Source organism: Micromonospora orduensis (assembly GCF_006228125.1).
Classification (GTDB): Bacteria; Actinomycetota; Actinomycetes; order Mycobacteriales; family Micromonosporaceae; genus Micromonospora; species Micromonospora orduensis.
In genome coordinates this window covers 40,053-63,343 of sequence record NZ_VDFY01000162.1, presented here as the reverse complement: position 1 = coordinate 63,343, position 23,291 = coordinate 40,053, and the positions used below count along the sequence as shown (strand labels likewise).

The 23,291-nt window shown below is 71.4% G+C and carries 14 protein-coding genes; 10 read left to right on the top strand and 4 right to left on the bottom strand.

The features are described 5' to 3' along the window. Nucleotides 1-42 precede the first annotated feature (42 nt). The 4 genes from FHG89_RS16325 to FHG89_RS16310 form a co-directional block, all read right to left on the bottom strand. Nucleotides 43-1,242 (bottom strand): cytochrome P450, encoded by a 1,200-nt coding sequence (locus FHG89_RS16325; protein ID WP_139585242.1) that lies wholly within the window; start codon nucleotides 1,240-1,242, stop codon nucleotides 43-45. Between the two features lie 167 nt (nucleotides 1,243-1,409). After that, the gene (locus FHG89_RS16320; RefSeq protein WP_139585241.1) at nucleotides 1,410-4,928 is read right to left on the bottom strand and encodes a non-ribosomal peptide synthetase; all 3,519 of its coding nucleotides are present in this window, start codon (nucleotides 4,926-4,928) and stop codon (nucleotides 1,410-1,412) included. A gap of 72 nt (nucleotides 4,929-5,000) precedes the next feature. Beyond that, nucleotides 5,001-6,314 carry an aminotransferase-like domain-containing protein gene (locus FHG89_RS16315; protein WP_244295514.1) on the bottom strand — a complete coding sequence of 438 codons (1,314 nt, stop codon included), beginning with the start codon at nucleotides 6,312-6,314 and terminating at the stop codon, nucleotides 5,001-5,003. Next, entirely contained in the window at nucleotides 6,293-7,573 is a 1,281-nt protein-coding gene (locus FHG89_RS16310) for an enoyl-CoA hydratase/isomerase family protein (RefSeq protein WP_208760994.1), read from the bottom strand. Before FHG89_RS16310 ends, FHG89_RS16315 begins: the two co-directional genes overlap by 22 nt. A 301-nt stretch (nucleotides 7,574-7,874) precedes the next feature. Here FHG89_RS16310 and FHG89_RS16305 point away from each other — a divergent pair, with 301 nt between their 5' ends. The 10 genes from FHG89_RS16305 to FHG89_RS34460 all read left to right on the top strand — a co-directional run bounded on the left by FHG89_RS16305 (nucleotide 7,875) and on the right by FHG89_RS34460 (nucleotide 23,262). Further along, on the top strand, nucleotides 7,875-9,455 hold the full coding sequence (locus tag FHG89_RS16305; protein WP_139585303.1) for a GMC family oxidoreductase: 1,581 nt from the start codon (nucleotides 7,875-7,877) through the stop codon (nucleotides 9,453-9,455). A 63-nt stretch (nucleotides 9,456-9,518) separates the two neighbouring features. Continuing rightward, nucleotides 9,519-10,895, top strand: coding sequence for an aminotransferase family protein (locus tag FHG89_RS16300; RefSeq protein ID WP_139585239.1), 1,377 nt, complete (start codon nucleotides 9,519-9,521; stop codon nucleotides 10,893-10,895). Between the two features lie 314 nt (nucleotides 10,896-11,209). Continuing rightward, entirely contained in the window at nucleotides 11,210-14,473 is a 3,264-nt protein-coding gene (locus tag FHG89_RS16295) for a condensation domain-containing protein (protein ID WP_167517445.1), read from the top strand. A 50-nt stretch (nucleotides 14,474-14,523) separates the two neighbouring features. Further along, nucleotides 14,524-14,814, top strand: a complete 291-nt coding sequence (locus FHG89_RS16290) for a phosphopantetheine-binding protein (RefSeq protein WP_139585237.1) — start codon at nucleotides 14,524-14,526, stop codon at nucleotides 14,812-14,814. After that, nucleotides 14,811-16,394, top strand: coding sequence for an amino acid adenylation domain-containing protein (locus FHG89_RS16285; RefSeq protein WP_139585236.1), 1,584 nt, complete (start codon nucleotides 14,811-14,813; stop codon nucleotides 16,392-16,394). Before FHG89_RS16290 ends, FHG89_RS16285 begins: the two co-directional genes overlap by 4 nt. Further along, complete coding sequence (locus tag FHG89_RS16280) at nucleotides 16,384-17,799, top strand: condensation domain-containing protein (protein ID WP_139585235.1); 1,416 nt, start codon at nucleotides 16,384-16,386, stop codon at nucleotides 17,797-17,799. The genes FHG89_RS16285 and FHG89_RS16280 overlap by 11 nt, the downstream gene beginning before the upstream one ends. 25 nt (nucleotides 17,800-17,824) lie before the next feature. After that, on the top strand, nucleotides 17,825-18,565 hold the full coding sequence (locus FHG89_RS16275) for a thioesterase II family protein (protein ID WP_167517444.1): 741 nt from the start codon (nucleotides 17,825-17,827) through the stop codon (nucleotides 18,563-18,565). 194 nt (nucleotides 18,566-18,759) lie between these two features. Continuing rightward, nucleotides 18,760-20,622, top strand: a complete 1,863-nt coding sequence (locus FHG89_RS16270; protein WP_167517443.1) for an FAD/NAD(P)-binding protein — start codon at nucleotides 18,760-18,762, stop codon at nucleotides 20,620-20,622. Beyond that, nucleotides 20,619-22,202, top strand: coding sequence for an AMP-binding protein (locus tag FHG89_RS16265; protein ID WP_139585232.1), 1,584 nt, complete (start codon nucleotides 20,619-20,621; stop codon nucleotides 22,200-22,202). The genes FHG89_RS16270 and FHG89_RS16265 overlap by 4 nt, the downstream gene beginning before the upstream one ends. A gap of 4 nt (nucleotides 22,203-22,206) precedes the next feature. After that, the gene (locus FHG89_RS34460; protein ID WP_139585231.1) at nucleotides 22,207-23,262 is read left to right on the top strand and encodes a phosphopantetheine-binding protein; all 1,056 of its coding nucleotides are present in this window, start codon (nucleotides 22,207-22,209) and stop codon (nucleotides 23,260-23,262) included. Nucleotides 23,263-23,291 lie beyond the last annotated feature (29 nt).

The following is a 23,291-nucleotide window of genomic DNA, read 5'->3' as shown; positions in this document are numbered from 1 at the left end:
ACCATCCATCTCCGGCTGCTGACGATCGCGCTGACGGGGTGACTACCAGCTCACGGGAAGCTCGTACACGCCGAAGGAGGACGTCGGCCGCCGGAAGCGGATCTCCTGGGGATCGACGGCGGGTCGCAGGTTCGGCATCCTGCGCAGCAGCGTCTCGAAGGCCACTTCCAGCTCGACCCGCGCGATGTGCTGCCCGAGGCACCGGTGCGGCCCGTACCCGAACGCCACGTGGCCGCGGTTCTTCCTGCGTACGTTCAGCGTTTCGGGATCGTCGAAGAACTCGGGGTCGAAGTTCGCCGAGGGCAGGTACGCCAACACGCCGTCGCCGGCCTTGATCTGCTGCCCGCCGATCTCGGTGTCGGCGAGGGCGGCCCGCGGTATGCCTGTGTGGTTGATAGTCGTGAAGCGCAGCAGCTCGTCGACCGCGCCCGGCATCAGGCTCGGGTCCTCGCGCAGCGCCGCCATCTCCGAGGGGTGCAGGAACAGCGCGGCCATGCCGAGCGCGATCGCGCTGCCGCTCGTCTCGAACCCGGCGGTGAGCATCACCCGGGCCATCGAGATGATGTCGATCCTGCGAAGTTCGCCGGTACGCTCGCGTTCCACCACGAGGCGGCTCAGCAGGTCGTCAGCGGGCTCCCGGTCCTTGCGCTCGATCACGTCGGCGAGGAACCGGGTCAGCTTCTCGTTCGCGTCCCTGATCGCCTCCTCACCCGAGTAGTGGTCGCAGATGGTGTGGGTGAGACTCTGGAAGTAGTCGCGGTACTCGTGCGGGATACCGAGGATCAGGCAGATCACCCGCGCCGGCACCTGCACGGCGAACTCCGTGACCAGATCGGCCGGCCCGGGCTTCGCCATCATCTGGTCCAGCAGATCGTCGACGATCTGCTGGATCTGCGGTCGTAGCTCGTTCGCCCGCTTGTGGGTGAACTCGGCGTTGACCATGGCGCGCTGCCGGGGATGCTCGGGAGCGTCCATCCGGGCGAACGTGGGGTTGTCCTCGACCAGGCTCTCCGAGCCGGGGGACACCAGCGGGAAGCCGGGCGTACGGCTGTCGGCGCTCATCGCCTCACTGGCGAAGACGGCCCGGACGTCCTTCTGCCGGGTGACGAACCAGGCCTTGCTGCCGTCCCACATGGAGATCTGGCTCACGGGGCACTTGTTGCGGAGTTCCTCGTACTGGGACGGCGGAGTGAACGGCGTCTTGCCGTCCCGGTCGGCGCCGTAGTCGAAAACCAATGACACGTCAGATCTCCCGCCTTGACCGTCCTCTGCGCGGACGACTGGTCGTTTCCACGAGTACCACCGTCGCCCCGTCGCGCGACGCTCAACCACTTCACCGTTGCCGTGCCCCGGCCGCCCGCCCGCGCGGCGGCGCGGCGGTCGGCCGGCGCCGTCCGAACCGCCGGAGGTCAGCCCATCGCGGCGACGACGGACGCCAGCAGCGGCCAGTCGACCGCCGCGTCGTCATCCACCGCGAGCAGTACGAGGTCGGCGTCCTCTGCCGTCGCCCGCCACGCGCGCAGGAGTTGGTGGTCGCGGCTCGCCACCCACTGTGGAGCGCGCTTTTGCCCATGTCCGGGCGCGGGTGGTTCGACCGCCAGCACCTTCGGCCCGACGCCGATGCGCTCGCGCAGGTCGTGGGCGAACTCGGCCGCGCCTGTCACCAGGTCACCGCGGGCCACCAGCACCGCGCCGCCGGGGGCGTCGAGCGTGGCCAGCCGCGCCGGCACGTCCCGGCCGTGCCCGTCGGAGACGTCGAGGATCGCCACCCGGAACCAGCGCTCGAACTCCGCCACCGCCTGCGCCGGCCAGGTGGCATCCCCTTGGAGGAGCACCAGCGGCGTCCGATCGGTACGGCCGGACCAGCGCAGGGGCGGGCCGCCCGCGGCGAGCTGGTCCTGTCGGATCCGCTGTGCCTGACCGGCGGCGGTCGACGCCGTCACGATGTCGTCCAGGCGAAGCTGGACGCCCAGCTCGCGCCGTACGTGGGTGCGCAGTTTCCAGGCGAGCCGCAGGTCTCCGGCGAGCTGCGCCTCGTCGGGGCGCTCGGTGCCGGCGACGGTACGCCATGCGTCGTACACCCAGCGGGTCTGTGGGTCGTCCTCGGCGCCGTTCTGTCGCGGGGGCCTGATCCGGGCCAGCGCGACCCGATCGATCTTGCCGGTGGCGGTCAGGGGCATCGCGCGAAGCAGCGCGTACGAGGCCGGCACCATGTACGCCGGCAACACCTCGCGGGCGTGCGCCGCGACCCGGGTCACCAGGTCCTGACCGGCGCCTGCCTGTCGTGGCTGGAGGAACGCCACGATGCTCCTGCTCTCGCGGTCCTTGCCGGCCACCACGATCGCGGCGACCGCGATGTCCGGGTGGCCGTTGAGGACGCTCTCGATCTCGTCCGGTTCGATCCGGTGGCCGCGGATCTTGACCTGACGATCGTTGCGTCCCCGGAGTTCCAACCGGCCGTCGGCGCGCCACCGTGCCAGGTCACCCGTGCGGTAGAGCCGGCGGCCCGGGCTGGTCGGGTCGGGCACGAAACGTTCAGCGGTCTGCCCGGGCGCGCCGACGTAACCTCGCGCCACACCGACACCACCGATGTACAGCTCGCCAATGACACCCGGCGGCACGGGTGAGCCCGCGTCGTCGAGGATCCGCAGCCATACGCCGGGCAGCGGACGGCCGACCGGCACGATCGACGTCTGCGGCCCGCGTGGCAGTCGTTCACACACCGCGTACATCGAGGCCTCCGTGGGCCCGTAGGTGTGCCAGAACTCCTTCGTGCACGCGACCAGGCGGCTGGCCAGTTCGGGCGGGACGACGTCGCCACCGCACGACACGATCAGCTGGGGGTCCCCGGGCCAGCCCGTCGCGAACAGGATGCGCCAGGTCATCGGCGTGGCCTGCATGACATCGGGCCGGTACCGGCGCAGGGCGGCCTGCAACTCCACACCGTTGCGCGCCTGGGCGCTGGTCGCCAGGATCGTCCGTCCGCCGCTGACCAGCGCGAGGAAGGTCTCCAGCATCGCGATGTCGAAGGAGATCGTGGTGACGGCGAGCAGCGACTGGTCCGGCCGGAATCCCAGCAGCTCCCGGGTGGCCACCAGACAGTTGGCCAGGCCGCGGTGGGTCACCGCGACACCCTTGGGACGGCCGGTGGACCCGGACGTGTACAGCACGTACGCCAGCGCGTCGGGGTGCGGGCCCCGGTCGGTCGGCGCCGGGTCGGCCGCCAGCAGGTCGGACAGCGACACCACAGGCGCGCCGAGGGCCGCCACCCGATCGTCAGGCAGGGCGCCGTCGGTGACCACCGCGCCGCACCGGCTGTCACTGACGATGTACGACAGGCGCTCAGCGGGATGATCCGGATCCATGGGTACGGCGGCCAGGCCGGCACGGGCGACTCCGAGCAGGAGCGCGGGCAGCTCCACACGGCGGGCCACGAGAATGCCGACGGGTGACTCGGGCGGGAGGCGCAGGGCGTGCAGCGCGGCCGTCACCCGGCTGGCCGCATCGTCCAGGTCCCGGTAGCTGTGGACGGTGTCGGCCATCACCACCGCCGGCCGCTCGGGCGTGCCGCGGATCCACCGGTCCACCAGGTGGACGAGCGTGTCCGTACCGCTCACGCCCGGGGTCGGCGCCTCCCACTCGGCAAGCCGCGCCCGGTCGGTCGGATGGATCACGTCCAGGTCACCGATCGGCGCGGCGGGACACCGCACGAGCCCGTGCAGCAGGGTCGTGTAGCTGCGTCCCATCCGTTCCAGGGTGTGCTCGTCGAACAGCCCGACCGCGCCGCGCCACGCGCCGACGACCCGAGGGCCGTCGACTGTCACGTCGAACTCCAGCTCGTAGGGTGAGTGCGCCACCGGAAGATCGATGTCGCGCGTCGCCATGCCGGCCCAGCTCGTGCGCGGCCCGTCCGCGGTGTCGTACCGGAAGCCGACCTGGACGTCGGCCCCGGCGGGCCGCTCGGACCGCAACGGCCGCGACAGCAGCGCGCCCAGCACGTCGGGATGGTCGAGCGGCCGCGTCGCGGCGGCGTGCTCGGCCCGGACCGTGTCGACGACCGAGGTGCTCGGGTCGAGGACGTGGTGCAGGACCTGGATGCCCTCGGGTACGACGTCGGGGTCGCCGGTTCCGCCGGGCCGCGGTGAGCCGATCGGGATGTCCCGCTCGCCGGTCTCGCGCAGGAGCAGGACGCGCAGGGCGCACCGCAGGACCGTGGCCAGGGAGACGCCCGCGCGGTCGGCGAACTGTCGCGCGAGCGCGGTGTGGCTCTCGTCCAGCGACCAGGCCGTCATGATCGACCGACCGTCGCTGCGCCCACGGCCGCGGCTGGTGGGCCACGTGATCGGCTGCGCTGCCACCGTCGGCGCGCCGGGGGCGCTGTCGAGCGCGGTGCCCCGGTCGTCCCGCTCGATCGCCACCGTGTCGGCCGACGGCCAGGGCGGACCGGTGACCGTGGACCGGTAGCGCTCACCCAGCTCGTCGAGCAGGCGCGACGCCACGGACCGGCCGCCCAGCACGGCGTGGATGGTCAGCACCACGAGGGTGCTGCCACCCTCCACCGGATAGACGACCACCCTGATCGCCGGTCGTCCGTCCAGATCGAAGGGACGGCTCGCGTCGGCCGCGGCCACCGCCAGCGCGGTGGCCAACGGTCGAGGTACAGCGACGGCGAACTCCACCGGACAGCCGTCGCCCGGAACCAGCAGCGGCTCCCCGTCGACGTCCTGGAAGTGCCGCCTCAGCATCGGGTGGCGGCGCTGGAGATCCGTGCACGCGGCGGCCACCGCGGGAGGGACCACGTCGTCCTCGACCAGCACCGCCCGGCTGTGGTGCAGGCCACCGGCCCAGAACGCCGTCTGCTCGGCCAGGTACCACGCGAGCTGGTCGGCTGTCGGCCGCCGCTTGGATGACGAGAGGTCGTCGCTCACTGCTCCTCCTTGGCATGCGCACCGGTCGCCAACGCCGCCGGCGGGCGCCGCCGGGTCCGTACGGTGGGTTCGCTACAACGCGTTGACAAAGTCGGCGAGCCGGGCGGTGCCCTCGACGATCTCCTCGTGCTCCAGCGAGGAACACGACAACCGGATCCGGCGCTCGCCTCCGCCGTCGAGGTGGAAGCCGCGCATCGGCGTCCAGAGCACGCCGAACGTCTGGGCGGAGTGCCGCAGCAGCGCGTCGTCGGCCTCGACCGGAAGCTCGACCTGGACGAAGTAGCCGCCCTCGGGCGCCCACCAGCGAACCCCGGGGCCCGGCTGACCGGGCTCGCCGAAGTGGTGGACGAGCCGTTCGAGCAGGACGGCCCGGTTGCCGCGCAGGTGCGCCGCCTTACGTCGCCCGAGCGCGGCGATGGAGCCCTCGTGCTGGAGGAGGAGCCCGCCGATCAGGGCCTGGGCCAGCGGGGACGTGTTCAGGGTGACCGCGTTCTTGGCGGCGGCGATCATGGTGGCGAGTCGCGTCGGCGGGCCGGAACGCGACGTGACCCACTGGTCGGCCACGACGTAACCGACCCGGGCACCCGGCACCGCGACCTTCGCGAAGGTGCCGGTGTGCACCACCCGCCCCGTCCGGTCGAGCGCCTTGAGGCTGGGCAGCCGGTCGTCCGAGGCGGCCGTGAACGCGTACGGGTTGTCCTCGATCAGGATGAGATCGAGCGCCGAGGCCGTCTCCAGCAGGCGCTGTCGGGCGGCGAGCGGAAGCCGGATTCCCGACGGGTTGGCGAAATCGGGGGAGACGTACAGCGCGCGGAGGCGACGCCCCGCCGCCCTCTCCCGCTCCCACGTCGCCCGCAGGGCCGCCAGGTCCGGGCCGGAGCCGTCATCGGGCACCGGGTGGACCGCTATGTCGAGGGCGTCGGCCGCCGCGACCACGCCGACGTACGACGGATCGGTGACCGCCAGACTGGCGCCCGGCGGATGCAGGACGCGCAGGGTGAGGAACAGCGCCTCCTGGCAGCCGACCGTCATGACGATCGCGTCAGGCGGGACGTCGATGCCCTCGTCGGCCCGCAGCGCGGCGGCAACCAGATCGTTGATGATCCCCTTGCTCGGGCCGTACTGGAACAGCTGTCGGCGTACCGCCTCCTCGCTGAGGCCGGCGGCCCTGCGGGCCTCGACGTAGGTGTCCAGCAGCGGACCGACCGCGATGTCCGCGAAGAACGGCTCGTAGGGGGCGCCCGGCGCGAACGAGATCGCGTCGGGGAACTCGGCCACGATCTCGTTGAGCATGGTCATGGCGGCGACCTGCCGGCTCGACACGCTGCGATGGAGGTCGTCGGCGTGCAGGTGCGCGCCGGTGGTCAGTGTTGCCGTTGCATCCACTGCTGCTCCAACCGGTGCAGGACGTCCTGGCTGTACAACCGCTGTACCTGGACCTCGGCGAACTCGGCGAGGTAGCCGCGGAAGTGATCATCGGGCTCCTCGAAGGCGGTGATCATGTGCCGATTGGCGAGGACGGCCGGGTTGTCCATGGCGCGCACCGCCTGGTCGATCGCGTCCTCGACCGCGTCCTCCGCCACGACGGCGTCGCAGAGCAGGGCCGCTACCGGATCGCGGGCCTCGATCCGTCGACCACCCAGGAGCACCTGCCGGGCCAGCCTGGGGCCGAGGATGCGGCTGAGCCGGAGGTTGGCCGCGCCGGGCACGATGCCCTCGCGCGCCGCCGGCAGCGTGAAGTAGGCGGTGTCCGGGCTGATCACGTAGTCGAACGTCAGCATCAGCTGCATGCCACCGCCGATGGCGAACCCGTCGACGACCGCGATCCACGGCTTGCCGCCCCGAGCCGCCGGGTCCGCCTGCTGCCGGGGATCCCACAGACCTCGTTGGATCTTGCTCAGGTAGCCGATCTCGCGCTGCATGACGAAGCCCAGAAAGGGGATCTGTCCGGTGCACAGGAGTGTCAGGTTGATGCCCGAGCTGAAGACCCGACGACCGGCGTACCTCGGGTGCCGCATGACCGCGCCCCGCACGACGCCGACGCGGACGCCCGGATCCAGCAGAGCCAGGTCCACGGCGATCTCCAGCTGCTGCCCGAGGGCCTCGTCCTCCGCGTTGAGGTAGCGCTGGTTGGCGACGGTTATCTCGGCCACCCCGTCCGTGCGGCGCAGCGACACCACGGGCATCTCGACCACGCCGGTCCGCTGGAACTCGGGCAGCCGCGCACGGGCTTCGTCCGTGGGCAGCCGCTGTGAGCGCAGGAGGGCGCCGCCGGCGGAGGACCTGAGCAGCGCGGCGTACGCGATGCCCTGGTCGATCTCGAGACCCTCCTTGGCGGCCTGCCGCAGGCCCCGCTCCCGCCGCATCTCCGCCCGGCTCGGGGTCAGGCCGGGAACGATGTCGGCCAGCCGGTACGACATGTCGGTAAGCGACCGTCGATGCCGGCCCTGCCCGACGATCTCCCGACCGAGCTGGTGCGCCTGCGCGCCCAGGAGTCGACGCCGCGCGGCCCGGGCACGTCCGTGTGCGGCGGCGGCCCGGCTCCGCTGGTACGGGTCGCGGTCGGCGGGAGCGGGCAACGTCGACAGCAGCTCGGCCAGGCGCGCGGCGGCATCCGTGACCTCGGTCCGCAGGCGGTCCCGCACGAGGGGAATGGAGGGCGCGACCGCGGAACGCTGGTTCTCCACATTCGCCTCCAGTCACCGATGTCAAACGCCGGTCTGACAATAAGTTCGGTGACACGAGGGGCGATTCTCCGAACGTGCGGCTCGACCCGAAACCGTCCACGAGCCCGGGTGTCGGGGCGCTCCCGGCGCGAGTGGGCAACCGCGAAGATGTGGCCCCCGGCCCGGCCGAACAGGATTGTTCTGGCTTCTGGTTGGAGCGTGAGTGGCCGATGTCGCAGACATCGGCTCATCCCGCGACGAATTCAAGGGGGTAGACGGATTGTACGACTACGTCATTGTCGGCGGCGGCTCGGCCGGATGCGTTCTCGCGGCGCGACTCAGCGAGGACCCGGACGTGAAGGTCTGCCTGCTCGAAGCCGGGCCGGCGGACACATCCCCGAACATCCACGTGCCCGCCGGGGGAGCCAAGCTCTTCCGGACGCAGGTCGACTGGGATTACGACAGCCACGGCGAGCCGTACTGCGCCGACCGCAGGATCTACCTCCCGCGGGGCCGGGTGCTGGGCGGCACGAGCTCCATGAACGGCATGATCTACGTCCGCGGAAATCGGCTGGACTACGACTCCTGGGGCCAGCCCGGCTGGAGTTACGACGAGCTTCTTCCCTACTTCGTCCGGGCCGAGGACAACGAACGCGGCGCCTCCGGATATCACGGCTCCGGTGGGCCGCTCGCGGTCAGCGAGAACCGTTCCCGGAATCCGATGTCCGACGCGTTCATCGCCGCCGCCATCGAGGCCGGTTACTCGGCCAACGACGACTTCAACGGCCCGGATCAGGACGGCTTCGGGTATTTCCAGGTGACGCAGCGAAACGGCATGCGGTGCAGCAGCGCCGCCGCCTACCTGCATCCGGCGGCCGAACGCCCGAACCTCACCATCGAGACCGGCGTCCAGGTGCACCGCGTCGTCATGGAGGACGGCCGGGCCACCGGCGTCGCCGGTCAGCGGGCCGACGGCGAGTTCACGATCAGGGCCGAGCGTGAGGTCATCCTCGCCGCCGGCGCGTACAACTCGCCGCAACTGCTGATGCTGTCCGGCATCGGGCCGGCCGACCTGCTCACCGCGCTGGGCATCCCGGTCGTGGCCGACCAGCCGCAGGTCGGCCAGAACCTGCAGGACCATCCGCAGTTCTGGCTGGTCTACGGGCACTCCCAGCCGGTGAGCCTGCTCGCCGCGGGCGAGGAGCGCCACCAACGGCAGTTCGCCGAGCAGCAGTCCGGCCCGCTGACCTCCAACGGGCCCGAGGCGGGCGGCTTCATCCGTTCACGCCACGATCTGCCGACGCCCGACCTCCAGTTCGTCTCGCTGCCGGTGATGTTCGCGGACGGTGGCCTCGGCTTCCCCAACCAGCACGCCATCTCGTTCGGGGCGTTCGTGTTGCAGCCCCGCAGTCGCGGCAGCGTGACGCTCGCCGGTGACGACCCGACGGCCAAGCCGCGGATCACGCACAACTACTACGCCGACGACGCCGACCTTGAGGCCGCCGTGGTGGGCGTGCGGGTCGCGTTGAGCATCGCCCGACGCTCGGCGCTCGGCCCGTTCACCGAGCGACCGCTGAGTGTGCCGGCGTCCGAGTCGGACGCCGACATCCGCGACTTCCTCCGGCGCAACACGCAGACCTCCTATCACGCGGCCGGCTCGTGCGCGATGGGCCTGGTCACGGACTCGGAGCTGCGGGTGCTCGGCGCCGAGGGCCTGCGGATCGTCGACGCGTCGGTGATGCCGACGCTGGTCAGCGGCAACACCAACGCGCCGACGATCGCGATCGCGGAGAAGGCCGCCGATCTGATCCGGGGCATGGCGCCGCTGCCGCGGGCGGCGGCGGCCGCGGCGCGCGGCTGACGGGAGCGCGTCGCGCCAACGGCGTCGCGACATCGGACCACCACGTCACAAGGGAGATAGTTCATGACGATCAGTCAGGCCACGCCGGCGCTGTCCACCTCGCCGGACGAACTGGAGGATCTGGACCGGCGGCATCTCATCCACCCGCTCCTGTCCGGCGGCAGCACCGACCGGTGCGTCATCGTCCGGGGTAAGGGCTCCACCGTGTGGGACGCCCGCGGCAACGAACTGCTGGACATGACCGGCGCCGGCAACTGGCTGGCGCAGGTCGGCCACGGGCGCGTGGAGCTGGGCGAGGTGATGGCGGAGCAGGTGGGGCGCCTCTCGTACTTCACCAGCTTCTCCGAGTTCTCCAACGACCAGTCGATCCAGCTCGCCAAGCGCCTCTCCACGCTCGCGCCGGAGGGCTTCAACCGGGTGCTGTACACCTCCGGTGGCTCGGAGGCGGTGGACATGGCGATCAAGGCGGTGCGGCTCTACCACAGCCGGCGTGGCGAGCCGGACCGTACCTGGATCATCTCGCGGCAGATGGGCTACCACGGCTCGACGTACGGCGGCGGAAGCGCCACCGGCTTCGACTTCGTCCACCACGGGGTGGGACCGACCCTGCCGCACGTCCGCAAGGTGTCGCCCCCCTTCCCGTTCCACCCGGAGATGTACGGCGGCGAACCGATCACCGACTTCCTGGTGCGCGAGCTGGAGCAGACGATCGAGGAGATCGGCCCCGGACGGGTCGCTGCCATGATCGGTGAGCCGGTGATGGGCGGTGGCGGTGTCGTCGAGCCTCCGCCGGACTACTGGCCCCGGGTACGTGAGGTGTTGAGCCGGCACGGCATCCTGCTGATCGCCGACGAGGTCGTCACCGGGTACGGGCGGACGGGAAGCTGGTTCGCCTCACCCGAGCGCGGCATGGCGCCCGACGTGATCACCACCGCCAAGGGCATCACCAGCGGGTACGCGCCGCTGGGCGCGGCCCTGATGCGCGACGAGATCGGCGACGTCGTCGGTGGCGGCGACGGCTTCCTGCACGGCTTCACCTACTGCGGCCACCCGGTGGGGTGCGCCGTGGCGCTCGCCAACCTGGACATCATCGAGAAGGAGGGGCTGGTCCCGCGGTCCCTGCTGATCGGCAAGTGGCTCCGCCAGGGGCTGGCGCCCGCGGCCGAGCTGCCCGCCGTCGGTGAGGTCCGGGTGACGGGTGCGACGGTCGGCATCGAGCTGGTGGCCAACCGCACGACCCGCGAGCCGATGCCGCCGCCCGTTGCCAGCAGCGTGGTCAAGGAGCTTCAGCAGGCGCACGGGGTGATCGCCCGGGCCTACGGCCCGGTGGTCGTCATGGCGCCGCCGCTGGTGCTGGAGGAGGGCGAGGCGGCACGGGCCGCCGAGGCCACCGTCGAGGTCCTGTCCCGGCTCGGCACGGACGGCACCCTGAACTCCTGACCTGCCAGACGCGGACAGCACCGTCCCGCGCGGGGAGCCACCCGCCGGGCGGTGCTGTTCGTCGTCGCGGTGTCGTCCGTCGGGACGGTCTGCCGGACCAGCTCGACGAGCCCGTGCGGAGGGGGACGACCCGCAGCGACTCCCCGTAGCTGCCCGGCGGGCCGGACCGGCCCACCGCGGCGTGCCGCAAGAACGGAGATGGCTACGCGCCGTACGGCTGCGACGCTCGCAGAGAGCTGCGCGCAACCGCGCGGGCAGCCGATTGCACCCGTTGCGTGACCAGCGCGATTCGACTTGTTCCAGCCAGGATGGGGATGACCATGGCTAATCGCTTCGACGCCGATGGCGGGGAGCTGGACCGGAGGCCGCGGCCGACTCCGGATGTCGCTGTTCAGCTTCGCGGCCGGGAGCCGGCGTCGCCGCGGGAGGAGATCCTGTGCGAGCTGTTCGCGCAGGTGCTGGGCGTCGACCGGGTGGGCGTCGAGGAGAGCTTCTTCGATCTGGGTGGCCAGTCCCTGCGGGCCATCCGATTGATCAGCCGCATCCGGGCCGTGTTCGGCGTGGAGGTCCCGGTCCGCGCGCTGTTCTGGAACCCGACCGTGGCGCAGCTGGCCAGGGCCATGGGCGAGGCCGGCGACTCCCGGCCCCCACTGGTGCCCACCTCGCGACCCGAGCGGCTGCCACTGTCGTTCGCGCAGCGGCGACTGTGGTTCCTGGCCCGGCTGAACGGACCCAGCCCGGTCTACAACATGCCGTTCGCCTGGCGGCTGGAGGGCGGGCTGGACGCGGCGGCGCTGAAGTCGGCGCTGCGGGACGTGGTCCGGCGGCACGAGTCGCTGCGCACGGTCTTCCCGGTGGTGGCCGGTCAGCCCTACCAGCGGATCGTCGACGCCGACGAAGAGGCGCCGGACGTGACGGTGGTGGAGGCGGATCAGGCGACCCTGCCCGGGCTCCTGGAGGACGCGACGCGACACGTCTTCGACCTGACGACGGAGCTGCCGGTCCGGGCCTGGCTGTTCCGGCTGGCGCCCGAGGAGCACGTACTGCTGTTGATGACCCACCACATCGCCTGTGACGGATGGTCGATGGGGATCCTGATGCGCGATCTGGCCGAGGCGTACCGGGCCCGGGCGGGCGGCCAGGCGCCGGGGTGGGCCGAGCTGCCGGTCCAGTACGCGGACTACACCATGTGGGAGCGTGGCCTGCTCGGCGACAGCGTCGAGGCGAGCAACCTCCTGTCCGGCCAGGTGGACTACTGGACCTCGGCCCTGCGGGGCCTGCCCGACGAGCTGAAGCTGCCGTACGACCGGCCGCGCCCGATCGAACCGACCGACCGTGGCGGCGCCATCGGGATCACCCTGGACGCCGGGCTGCACCGCGGCCTGGAGGCGCTGGCGCGCGCGCACAAGACGACGCTGTTCATGGTGCTCCACGCGGGGCTGGCGGCCCTGCTGTCCCGCTGCGGCGCGGGCACCGACATCCCGATCGGCACGCCGGTGGCCGGCCGCTCCGACGAGGCGGTCCACGACCTGGTCGGATTCTTCGTCAACACCCTCGTGCTGCGCGCCGACCTGAGCGGCGACCCGAGCTTCACCGAGCTGCTGGCCCGCATCCGCGAGACCGACCTCGCCGCGTACACCAACCCGGACGTGCCCTTCGAGCGTCTGGTCGAGATCCTCAACCCGGCCCGTTCGGTGTCCCGGCACTCGCTGTTCCAGGTCATGCTCGTCTCCGACAACGCGGTCACCCGCCGCTGGGAGCTGCCCGGCCTGCGGATCGAGCCTGAGCTGTTCGGCCATGAGACGACCAAGTTCGACCTGTCGCTCTTCGTCCGCCCGATGCACCACGCCGACGGCTCGTCGGCGGGTATCCGTGGCACCTTCGAGTACGCGCAGGACCTCTTCGACGAGTCGACGGTCGAGGCCCTCGCCGACCGGCTCGCGCGGTTGCTGCGCCAGGTCGTCGAGGACCCGTCCCGGCCGGTCAGCGAGTACGAGTTGCTGGCGGACGCCGAGCGGCAGCGGATCCTGCACGAGTGGAACGACACCGGCCGGTCGGTGCCCGAGCACACCCTGCCGCAGCTGTTCGAGCAGCAGGCAGCCCGGACGCCGGACGCCACGGCGGTGCTCTCCGGCGCGAGCAGCCTCTCCTACGCGGTGCTCGACCACCGCGCCAACCAGCTCGCCCGGCACCTAGCCGCCGGCGGGGTCGGTCCGGAGCAGTCGGTGGCGGTCGCTCTGCCTCGCGGTGAGCTGCTGGCCATCGCGCTGCTCGGTGTGCTCAAGGCCGGCGCCGCGTACCTGCCGGTCGATCTGGACCGGCCCGCCGGGGAGATCGACCTCGTACTCGCCGACGCCCGGCCGACGGTCCTGCTCACCGACGGGGCCACCGCCGCCGGCGTACCCACGGCGGGCGGTCCCGCCGTCATGATCCTGGACGACCCCACCACCCGCGCCGCGCTGGCGAGCGTGCCGGGGACCGCCCTCGCCGACGACGAGCGGGCCGCCGCGCTGCGTCCCGACCACCCGGCGTACGTGGTTTACCCCGCCGACCCGACGGACACCCCCAGGGGCGTCACGGTCACCCACCGGAGCGTCGTCAACTACTGCGCCTGGGCCGCCGCCACCTATCGCGTCGAGGCGGGAAGCACGGCGCCGGTGGCCGCCCCGGTGTCGTCCGGCCCCGAGATCAGCTCGATCCTGGTGCCGTTGCTGGCCGGGGCCACGGTCGCGCTGATCCCGCAGGGCGGTGAGCCGCTGACCGCACTCCTCGATGGCGCGGCGGGTCCGGTGGCGCCGGTCCGGCTCAAGCCCTCGGACCTGCGGGCGATGGCCGGGCAGGAGGATCGGGCGACCGAACGGTCGATGGTGCTGGTCGTCGCCGGTGAGACCCTTCCGTCGTCGCTGGCACACGACTGGTCGCGCGGCGGTGCGGAGATCCACCGCGAGTACGGACCGGAGGAGTGCACTGTCGGCTGTGTCGCGCATCGCGCCGGCGACGACAGCGGTCTCGTCGTACCGATGGGGCGTCCGATCTGGAACACGCGGGTGTTCGTGCTCGATGACCGGTTGCGGCCGGTGCCGCCGGGCGCCGACGGCGAGCTGTACGTGGCCGGTGCGGCGCTCGCCCGGGGGTACCTGGGTCGGCCGGGGGCGACGGCCGAGCGGTTCGTCGCATGCCCGTTCGGCGTGGGTGAGCGGATGTACCGGACCGGCGATCTGGTCCGGTGGCGTCCGGACGGGACCCTGGAGTTCGCGGGGCAGATCGAGGAGCAGGCCTCACCCGCTCCGGCGGCGGATGCTGGTGACGGGACGCCGGCCTCGCCGCAGGAGGAGGTCCTGTGCGAGTTGTTCGCGCAGGTGCTCGGCGTCGACCGGGTGGGGGTCGGCGACAGCTTCTTCGATCTGGGCGGGCACTCCCTGCTGGCGGCCGTCCTCGTCGCGCGGATCACGGAGCGTTTCGGTGTGGAGCTGCCCCTCAAGAGCTTCTTCGCCAACCCGTCGGTGGGCGCGGTGAGCGCACACCTGGGCGACGTCTCCACCGACGCACGGGTCGGGTCGTCCGCAACGGGTGAGTAGCACCGACACCACCGTCAATCGACAATCGTGGACTCGACCAGAGGATCTCGATGAGTGAATCCAGGGAACAGTTCGTTGACAGTGCCTTTATAGAGCCGGATGGTGAAGTGGAGCAGTCGATCGCGCGCATCATCGCTGACGTACTGGCTGTCGACCGGGTCGGTCGTACCGACAGTTTCTATGATTTCGGTGGCACCTCACTCGCGGCCATCAAGATCTGCGCTCGCCTCGCACAGGAGCGCGGCTGGCGGGCGGAGCCGGCCTGGCTGTTCATCAACGACGTGGTCGCGGATTTCGCCCTCCGGGTGCGGTCCGAGTCCGTGCTGGCGGCCGAGGCATGAGCGCTCCGAGCAGTTCCCAGCCGCTGATCCACGACGCCGTCGCCGCGCACGCGACGCGCGACCCCGATGCGCCCGCACTGGTCTGGCACGACCGCGCGATCAGTTACCGCACGCTCGACACGGCCGCGAACACCTACGCCGCCGACCTGGCCGACCGCGGTGTCGGGCCGGGGCAGGTCGTACCGATCCTGCTGGACCGCTCGCCGGAGATGGTGGCGCTGGAACTGGCCGTACTCAAGACCGGCGCGGCCTACACGAATCTCGACCCGAACTGGCCGGCGGAGCGCCAGAGACTCATCATCGATCTCATCGCGCCGGCGGTGATCGTCACCGCGGACGACCAGTGGGACGGTCGGTTCGACAGGTACCAGCCCTCGGATGGCGGCATCGACGACGCGGCGTGGCGCGCCCGGGCGTTCGACCCGGCGTCGGTGCCACCGGACTCGCCCGCGACGGTCTTCTTCACGTCCGGCACGACGGGCGTCCCCAAGGGCGTGCTGTCGCCGCACCAGGCGGTGACGCGGCTCTTCGGCCCCGAGGGCCTCGACGGCTTCGGTCCCGGCCACGCGACGCCGCAGGTAGCGGCGCTGCCCTGGGACATGTACGCGTTCGAGCTGTGGGGGCAGCTCACGACGGGCGGCACCGTGGTGCTGGTCGCGGAGAGCTACCTGCTGCCGAACACGCTGCGGCAGGTCGTGTCGAGGCACGGCGTCGACACACTATGGATCACCACGTCGGTGTTCAACCTGTTCGTCGACGAGGCGCCGGACTGCTTCGACGGCCTTGCCCACGTCTACACCGGTGGTGAGAAGGCGTCGCCGGAGCACATGCGCGGCTTCCTGACCCACCATCCCGACCTGCCGCTCTGGAATGCCTACGGACCGGCCGAGAGCTGCATGATCACCACGCTGCGGCGGCTGGTGCCGGCGGACTGCGACGTGCCCGGGGGAGTGCCGGTCGGCACGCCGGTACGGGGTACCGGCGTGGTGCTGCTCGACGAACGCGACACGTGCTGCGAGCCCGGTCGGGAGGGCGAGATCTGCATCGCTGGTCAGGGCCTGGCGAACGGCTACCTGGCGCAGCCGGAGTTGACCCGCGAGAAGTTCCCGACCGTCGACATCGACGGGGTCCCGGATCGGATCTACCGGACCGGCGACGTGGGGGTGTGGGACGACGACGGCGTCCTGCACTACCGGGGCCGGCGCGATCGCCAGATCAAGATCAGCGGGCAGCGGATCGAACTCGCCGAGATCGAGTCGGTGGCGGGCTCGCTGCCGGGCGTCCGCAACTGCATCGCCTTCGCGGTGACCGACAGCGACGGTGTCCCGGTCCGGCTGGCGCTTGTGTACCTGGTCCCGAGATCGGACGCCGATCCGTCCGGTCCATCGGACGATCCCCTGCGGGTGCACGATCAACTGCGTCGGCTGTTGCCCGCGTACCTGGTGCCGCAGACCATTCGCGGTCTGACGCAGTATCCGGTGACCGCCAACGGCAAGGTCGACCGCGCGGCGCTGCACGAGATCGCCCGGATCTCGCGGCCCGCCACCCGAGTCCGGGCGGGGCGCACCGATGAGCGGTGAACTGGACGCGAACCCCGCCGCGGGCACGCGCTCGCGGATCTACCCGATGAGCTACGAGCAGCAGGGGCTGTGGGTCGACGACGCCGTGTGGGACGGATCGTCCCGGCACGTGGAAGCCTGGGTGTGCCGGATCAGCGGGCGACTCGACGTCGACGCGCTCGAATGGGCGCTCAGTCAGATCGTCGCTCGTCACGAGGTGCTCCGCACCCGGCTGACCGAGTGGAACGAGGAGCCGGTGCAGCTGGTCACCGGCCCGGATCCGGTACGCCTGGAGAAGCTCTCCTGCCCGCCTGCGGCGCTCGACGACGAGCTGGGCCGGATCGTCGGCAAACCGCTCAACCTGGGCGAGTCGCCCATGCGCTCGTGGCTGGTCCGCGTGTCCCCGGACGAGGTCGTCCTGGTGGTGCAGCTCCATCACGCCGTCATCGACGACTGGTCGCTGAACATCTTCCAGCGGGAGCTCAAGCACTTCTACATCGCCAGGGTACGCGGCCAGGAGCCCGGTCTGGAGCCGCTGCCGGTGCAGGCCGGCGAACTCGCCGTCACCCAGCGGGCCGTGGGGCTGGACCCGACGAACCTCGACTACTGGCGCGAGCGGGTGCGGGACGCGCCCCGGTCGTGCACCATCCCGCCGACCTGGCCGGGATCCGAGGCGGCGACGGACGACGACGGGGCACTCTCGGGCACGCTTCCGGCCTGGTGGCCGGAGTACGCCCGTCGTCGGAACGCGACAGCCGGACGGCACGCCTTCGACATCGGCCCCGAACTCGGCCAGGCGGTACGCGACGCGAGCCGGACACTGCGGACCACACCGTTCGGCGTCTTCGCGGCGGCGATGGCCGCGCTGCTGTGGCAGTACGGCGAGTCGGATGAGGTGATCTTCGGGACGCCGGTGTCGCTGCGCGGGACAGCCGAGGTCGACGACATGATCGGCGTCCTCATCAGCCTGCTGCCGATGCGACTGGCCGTCACGGCGGACATGTCGTTCCGGGCACTCGCCAGGGGCGCCAAGGCGGAGATCCTGGGCGCCATGCAGCATCGCGGCGTTCCGTACTCGGCGATCGTCCAGATGGCGCGCGTGGGTACCGCTCCCGACGCGCCGCCGCCGTGCGATGTGGCAATCGTCGTCGACGACATGAGGTGGGAGCCGTTCTCGCTGCCCGACGTCACCGCGGAGGTCATCCGCCTTCCGGAGCGGTACGCCAAGTTCGCGCTGCAGCTCAACCTGGTGGCCGGCCGGGACGGCGGGTACGCGGGCGAGTGGAACTACGAGGCCGAGACCTTCGACCCGGCCACCGTGGCGGAGGTGTCCAGCCGATTCCTGTCGCTGCTGGCGCACGGCGTCGCCGCGCCCGACGAGCCTCTCGGCCGGCTCTCCGATGCCGCCGGGCACGGTCGTGCGTAGCGGGGCGGGGCGCAGCGCCGGACGGGTGCGGCCCAGAAACCAGTGGTTCCCGTTCGGGACCGGCGAGGACGCGGCGGTCCGCCTGCTGTGCCTGCCACATGCCGGCGCCGGTGCGGCGGTCTACCGGGCGTGGGGCCGCGACCTGCCCGCGACGATCGCGGCCTGCCCCGTCCAACCGCCAGGCCGGGAGACGCGACGCTCCGAACAGCCCCTGACCTCGGCCGTGGAGATCGCCCGGCAGCTCGCGCCGGAGGTGCTCAGGACGGTACGACAGCCGTACGCCATCTTCGGCCACAGCACCGGGGCGCTCTGCGCCTTCGAGGTCGTCCGTGAGATCCGCCGTCTGGACGGACCCCTGCCGGTCCACCTCTTCGTGGCCGGCCGGCGTGCGCCGAGCATCCCGATGATCAGGACCGAGCTGGCCGGGCTGCCGGCGGACGAGCTGGCGGTGGTGCTGCGCCGGCTGGGTGGAACGCCCGAGGAGGTCCTGGCGGAGCCGGTGATGCTGGAGCTGATCCAGCCGCTGCTCGTCGCCGACTTCCACGTCAACGAGATCTACAGCTACCACCCCGAACCGCGTCTGCCGGTCCCCATCACGGCCTTCGCCAGCACGCGTGACCATTTCGCGGCACCGGAACAGGTCGCCGGCTGGGAGCAGGAGACCAGCGACCGGTACGCGCAACTCGTGCTCGACGGTGACCATTTCGCGATCTTCGAGAACTCCCCGGCGGTGCTCGGACGGATAGCCGCTGACCTGCGGGTGTGATCGCCGCGCGATGGCCGACCAGCAGCGCTGACGGCGGCAATCGCGAAGGTGTGACAGATCGTACGGGACTGGAATTGTCAGTGGCGGCCGCCGATGCGGTGCGGTCGTCGGCCCATTGCCGCTTACTTGGAGGGTCTGCGATGGATGAGCATTACGCGCCGGACCAACGGAGAAAATCGGTCACTGTTGCGATCGTGGGCGTCGGTGTCCGAGGGCTCGGTGTTCTGGAGCGTCTCATCAGTCACGCGGCCCTCGTCGACGAGGAGTTGACGTTCGACCTGCACCTGGTCGACCCCAACCCCGCCCAGCCGCAGCAGTACGACATCCACCAGCCGGACTACCTGCTGCTCAATCACGCCTGTGCGTACGTCTCGATGTTCCCGTCCCCCAGGTCCGTCTCCCAGGCGCCCGCGATGAGTGGGCCGACCCTCTTCGACTGGGCGCGTGAACGAGGGCTGCGGGTGGCGCACGACGGCTTCACGGTGGGCACGGAGGGGCGTCCGGTGCGGCCGAACGACAATCTGCCCCGACGGGTCTTCGGGGAGTATCTGCTGTGGTTCTACAGGCGCCTGCGGGACAACGCCCCGGAGAACGTACGCCTGATCGGTCATGTGTCCACCGCCGCGGATCTGCGGCAGAAGGGCGACACGTCGATCCTGTCCCTCGACAACGGCGACCACATCGAGGCCGACTACGTCTTCGTGACGGTCGGCCAGCGCCCCTCCCGGCCGCGTGACGACCGGGGTGTCCCGGCCGGTCGGCTGATCGGCACGCCCTACCCGCTGCCCGGGCAGCTCGCGTCCGTCCAGCCGTCGGAGACCGTCGCCATCGCGGGCCTCGGTCTGACGGCCACGGACGCGGTCCTCGCGTTGACCGTGGGGCGGGGCGGCAGATTCGACCGGACGGTCACACCGGAGCGGTATGTGCCGAGCGGCCGTGAGCCGCGGATCGTCGTGTTCTCCCGGTCCGGCCTGCCGTACCGCGCGCGGCCCGCGCCGTCGTCGGTCGTGGCGTACGAGCCCGTCGCGTTCACGCGCTCGGCGATCGACCGGCTGCGGGCCGCAACGCCGCAACTGGACTTCGACAGGGATGTCCTGCCGCTGCTCATGCTCGAACTGCGGGTGGCGTACCGCCGGGCGACGATCCTCCAGCAGACCGGCACCGAGGACGCCGAGGCGTTCCTCCTCCGTGCGCGTGCCGCGGTTGCCGCCGGGCGCCTGCACGCGCTCGACGACCTGCCCGGGCCGGACGAGTTCGACCCCGAGCTGGCGTACCACGGGACCGTGACGCCGAGCGCCGAGGACTCCCCGCCGCCGGCCGACGGCGAGGCGTACCAGCGGTCGCTGGAGTCGTGGATGGCCGCCGACATCGCGCACGCGGCCCGGGGATTCGAGGGGAGCCCGTTCAAGGCGGCGACCGAGATGTGTCGCGAGGTCCGCGACACCATCCGGTACGCGATCGAGTTCGGGGGACTGACGGACGCCTCGCTGGACCGGTTCTACCGCTACCACGCGGAGACGATCAACCGCCTGGTGATCGGTCCGGAGGAGGAGCGGTCGGCCAACATCCTGACCCTGCTGCGATGTGGTGTGGTGTCGATGTCCCTGGGGCCGAATCCCCTGGTGGGCTGGGATGACGACAGCCGTTCCTGGGCCCTGTCCTCGACGGCGTTCCCGGTCCGCCACACGGTCCACGCGGACTGGCTCTACCAGGGCTACACCGACCGCCTCAGCTCCCCGCACGACGACACGACAGTGGTCGGGGCGATGGCCAGACGGGGTGTGCTCCGGCGGTTCCGGCCCGACAGCCCGGTCGTGGCGTCGATCGACGTGGACGCGCTGGGCCATCCCGTCGCGCAGGACGGCACCTCCGCCGCCCGGATCTGGGCCTTCGGTCTGCTCTGCGAGGGCGCGACGTTCTACAACGGCTACCTCACCTCACCCGAACGCTTCGAGCGCGCCCAGTCCGACGTGGACCGCGCGGTGCACGAACTCGTCGAGGGCGTACGGCGTGCGGGGCAGATCGTGAGCGCGTTCGAGGGAGGCACCTCGCGATGATCACCGAAACCGGACTCTGGGGTGGGACGGCCGACCCGTCCTGCGTGCTCGACTCGTTCGAGCGTTCGCTCGACCTCCGGCCGGCGGCGCTCGCCGTCGCCGACTCGGAACACCAGTTGACCTACCGCGAGCTGGCCGCCTGGATCGCCCGGATCAGCGAGCTGCTTCGAGACGCCGGTGTCGGCGCGGGCGACACGGTCGCCGTCACCGGACGCCGTTCCGCGGCGATCGTCGCCGCGGCCTGGGCCGTCGTCGGCGCGGGCGCCACCTACCTGCCGCTGGACAGCACCTTCCCGCGCAGGCGCCTGGCCTACATGCTCGCCGAGAGCGGAGCCAAGGTCCTGCTGCACACGGGACCCGACCCGGAGCTGCCGGCGCCGCGCCGGATCACGATCCCGCCGTGGAGCGAGGTGGACCCGCTGGCCGGGGCCGACCTGAGGTTCGTCCGCTGCGCTCCGGAGACTCCCGTCTACGTCATCTACACCTCCGGGTCGACTGGGAACCCCAAGGGGGTGGCCCTGCCGCACAGCTGCATCGACAACATGGCGTCCTGGCAGCGGCACCACTCGGTCCGCGAGGACCTGCGGACGGCGCAGTTCGCACCGCTGAACTTCGACATCTGGTTCCAGGAGACGCTCAGCACGCTCGGCGGCGGCGGACCCCTGATCATCATGCCCGAGGAGCTGCGGCAGGACCCGATCGAGCTGCTGGACTGGCTCGCCCGCGAGCGGATCGAACGGCTGTTCCTGCCCTGCGTCGCGCTGCACATGCTGGCGACGGCGGCGACGGCGTTCGACTCGCTGACGAACCTCGCCCTCCGCGAGATCAATACCGCGGGCGAGCAGTTGGTCTGCACGCCGGCGATCAGGGACTTCTTCGACCGGCTACCCGGGTGCGTGCTCAACAACCACTACGGGCAGAGCGAGTCGCACACCGTGTCCGTGCACACGCTGACCGGACCGAGCAGCTCGTGGCCCGCGCTGGCGCCGATCGGCCTGCCACTGCCGGGCTGCGAGGTCCTGCTGGACATCGCCGAGTCCGGTGACCCGAACGTCGGTGAACTCCTCGTCGCCGGCTCGCCCCTGGCACTGGGCTACCTCAACCAGCCGACGTTGAACGCGCAGCGGTACGTGCGGATCCCGCCGACCGCGCACGGACACACCAGGGCCTTTCGCACCGGCGACCTGGCGAGCGTGGAGAACGGGATGCTGCACTTCCTCGGCCGTACCGACGACGAGGTGAAGATCCGTGGGTACCGGGTCAACCCGCTCGAGGTCGAGGCATGCCTGGGGAGGCAGCCCGGGGTGGTGGAGGCCATCTGCGTTCCGGTGAGCCTGGGCGCCGGCTCCCGCCAACTGCGCGCCGCCGTCACCGTCACGGGCGACGCGGAGTTCGACGCGCCCGCCGCGCTCACCGCGCTCCGCGAGGAACTTCCCTGGTACTCGGTCCCACCGTCCATCTCGGTGCTGCCGTCCCTGCCGCGGACGTCGAGCGGCAAGGCCGATCGTGCCGCCATCGCGCGGCTGCTGGCTCCGGGAAACCGCACCACAGCGGTAGCCGCCGACGCAGGGGAGCGATGAGACCGTGTCCGACAATCCACTGCTGCTCATCCTCGACTACCCGGGCCGGCGGCCCGAGGCGCACATCAGCGAATTGCACCTCGACCGGTCCGGATTCGAGTGCCAGGAGGTCCTGACCTCGCCGATGCCGACCGTGCTCACGACTCCGGCGTACGCCCGCGAGCTCTTCGCGCGGCTGGGGCCGGACCGCCCGGTCGCCCTTGTCGCGTACTGCGCGACCGCGCCCCTGGCGGTCGCGATGGCCGCGCTCCTGGCCGGGCCCGCCGGTCCGGTACCCATCGTGCTGCTCGACCCGCAGCAGACCCCGCCGTCGGAGATCCTGCACGAATACCACGAGGTCGTGCGGCAGGTCGAGGGTCGGGCGCCGAATGTCGAACGACCCCCGCTGCTCGACATCGAGCGGCTGCTCGCCACCCCCGAGACCCTGGTGCGGCGGATCGGGGAGGATCTGCGCCTGCGGGCGAGGCTGGCACTGGCCGCCTTCGGGTTCGGCGACGCCGACGTCAGCGGCCCGGTGGAGAACGTGGTGGGCGTGTACGTCGAGTGGCTCACCTTCCTCGTGTCGGCCCACCACGACGAGCAGCCGCCTCCGCGTGGCCCGGTCCTCCAGGTGATCTCGCAGGGCCATCCGGCCGACGCCGGCTGGCTGGGCGCGACCGACCTGCGGACCGTACGCGTCCCCTGCGAGCGGCCGGAGCTGGCGGCCAACGACCAGGCGCGCGCGGCCGTGCTCGAGTTCCTGCACGGCGTCGCGCGGCCCGTGCCCGCCGACGGGGGAGTGCGGGAGCGAAACGCGCAGGCCGACCCGCTCACCGACACCGAACTCGCCCTGGCCCGCATGTGGGCGGAGGTCCTGGGCGTCGACGCGGTAGGCCGCGGCGACAACTTCTTCGACCTCGGTGGCGACTCGATGCTCGCGACCAGGCTGGTGCTGTCGGCCCGCCGCACCTGGAACGTGGAGTTCAACGTCCGGGTGCTCGTCGACACCCCGGTACTCAAGGACCTGGCCGGTCGGATCGACGTGCTGGTCGACGCCTCGAACAGCGGATCCCGTCGATGAGGGCGTCGGCAACGGGCAAGATGCCCGGT

Bases quoted from the DNA above. Each gene is read 5' to 3' on its own strand.
- FHG89_RS16300 (WP_139585239.1), top strand. From the start codon at position 9,519: ATGACGATCAGTCAGGCCACGCCGGCGCTGTCCACCTCGCCGGACGAA.
- FHG89_RS16295 (WP_167517445.1), top strand. From the start codon at position 11,210: ATGACCATGGCTAATCGCTTCGACGCCGATGGCGGGGAGCTGGACCGG.
- FHG89_RS16290 (WP_139585237.1), top strand. From the start codon at position 14,524: ATGAGTGAATCCAGGGAACAGTTCGTTGACAGTGCCTTTATAGAGCCG.
- FHG89_RS16285 (WP_139585236.1), top strand. From the start codon at position 14,811: ATGAGCGCTCCGAGCAGTTCCCAGCCGCTGATCCACGACGCCGTCGCC.
- FHG89_RS16280 (WP_139585235.1), top strand. From the start codon at position 16,384: ATGAGCGGTGAACTGGACGCGAACCCCGCCGCGGGCACGCGCTCGCGG.
- FHG89_RS16265 (WP_139585232.1), top strand. From the start codon at position 20,619: ATGATCACCGAAACCGGACTCTGGGGTGGGACGGCCGACCCGTCCTGC.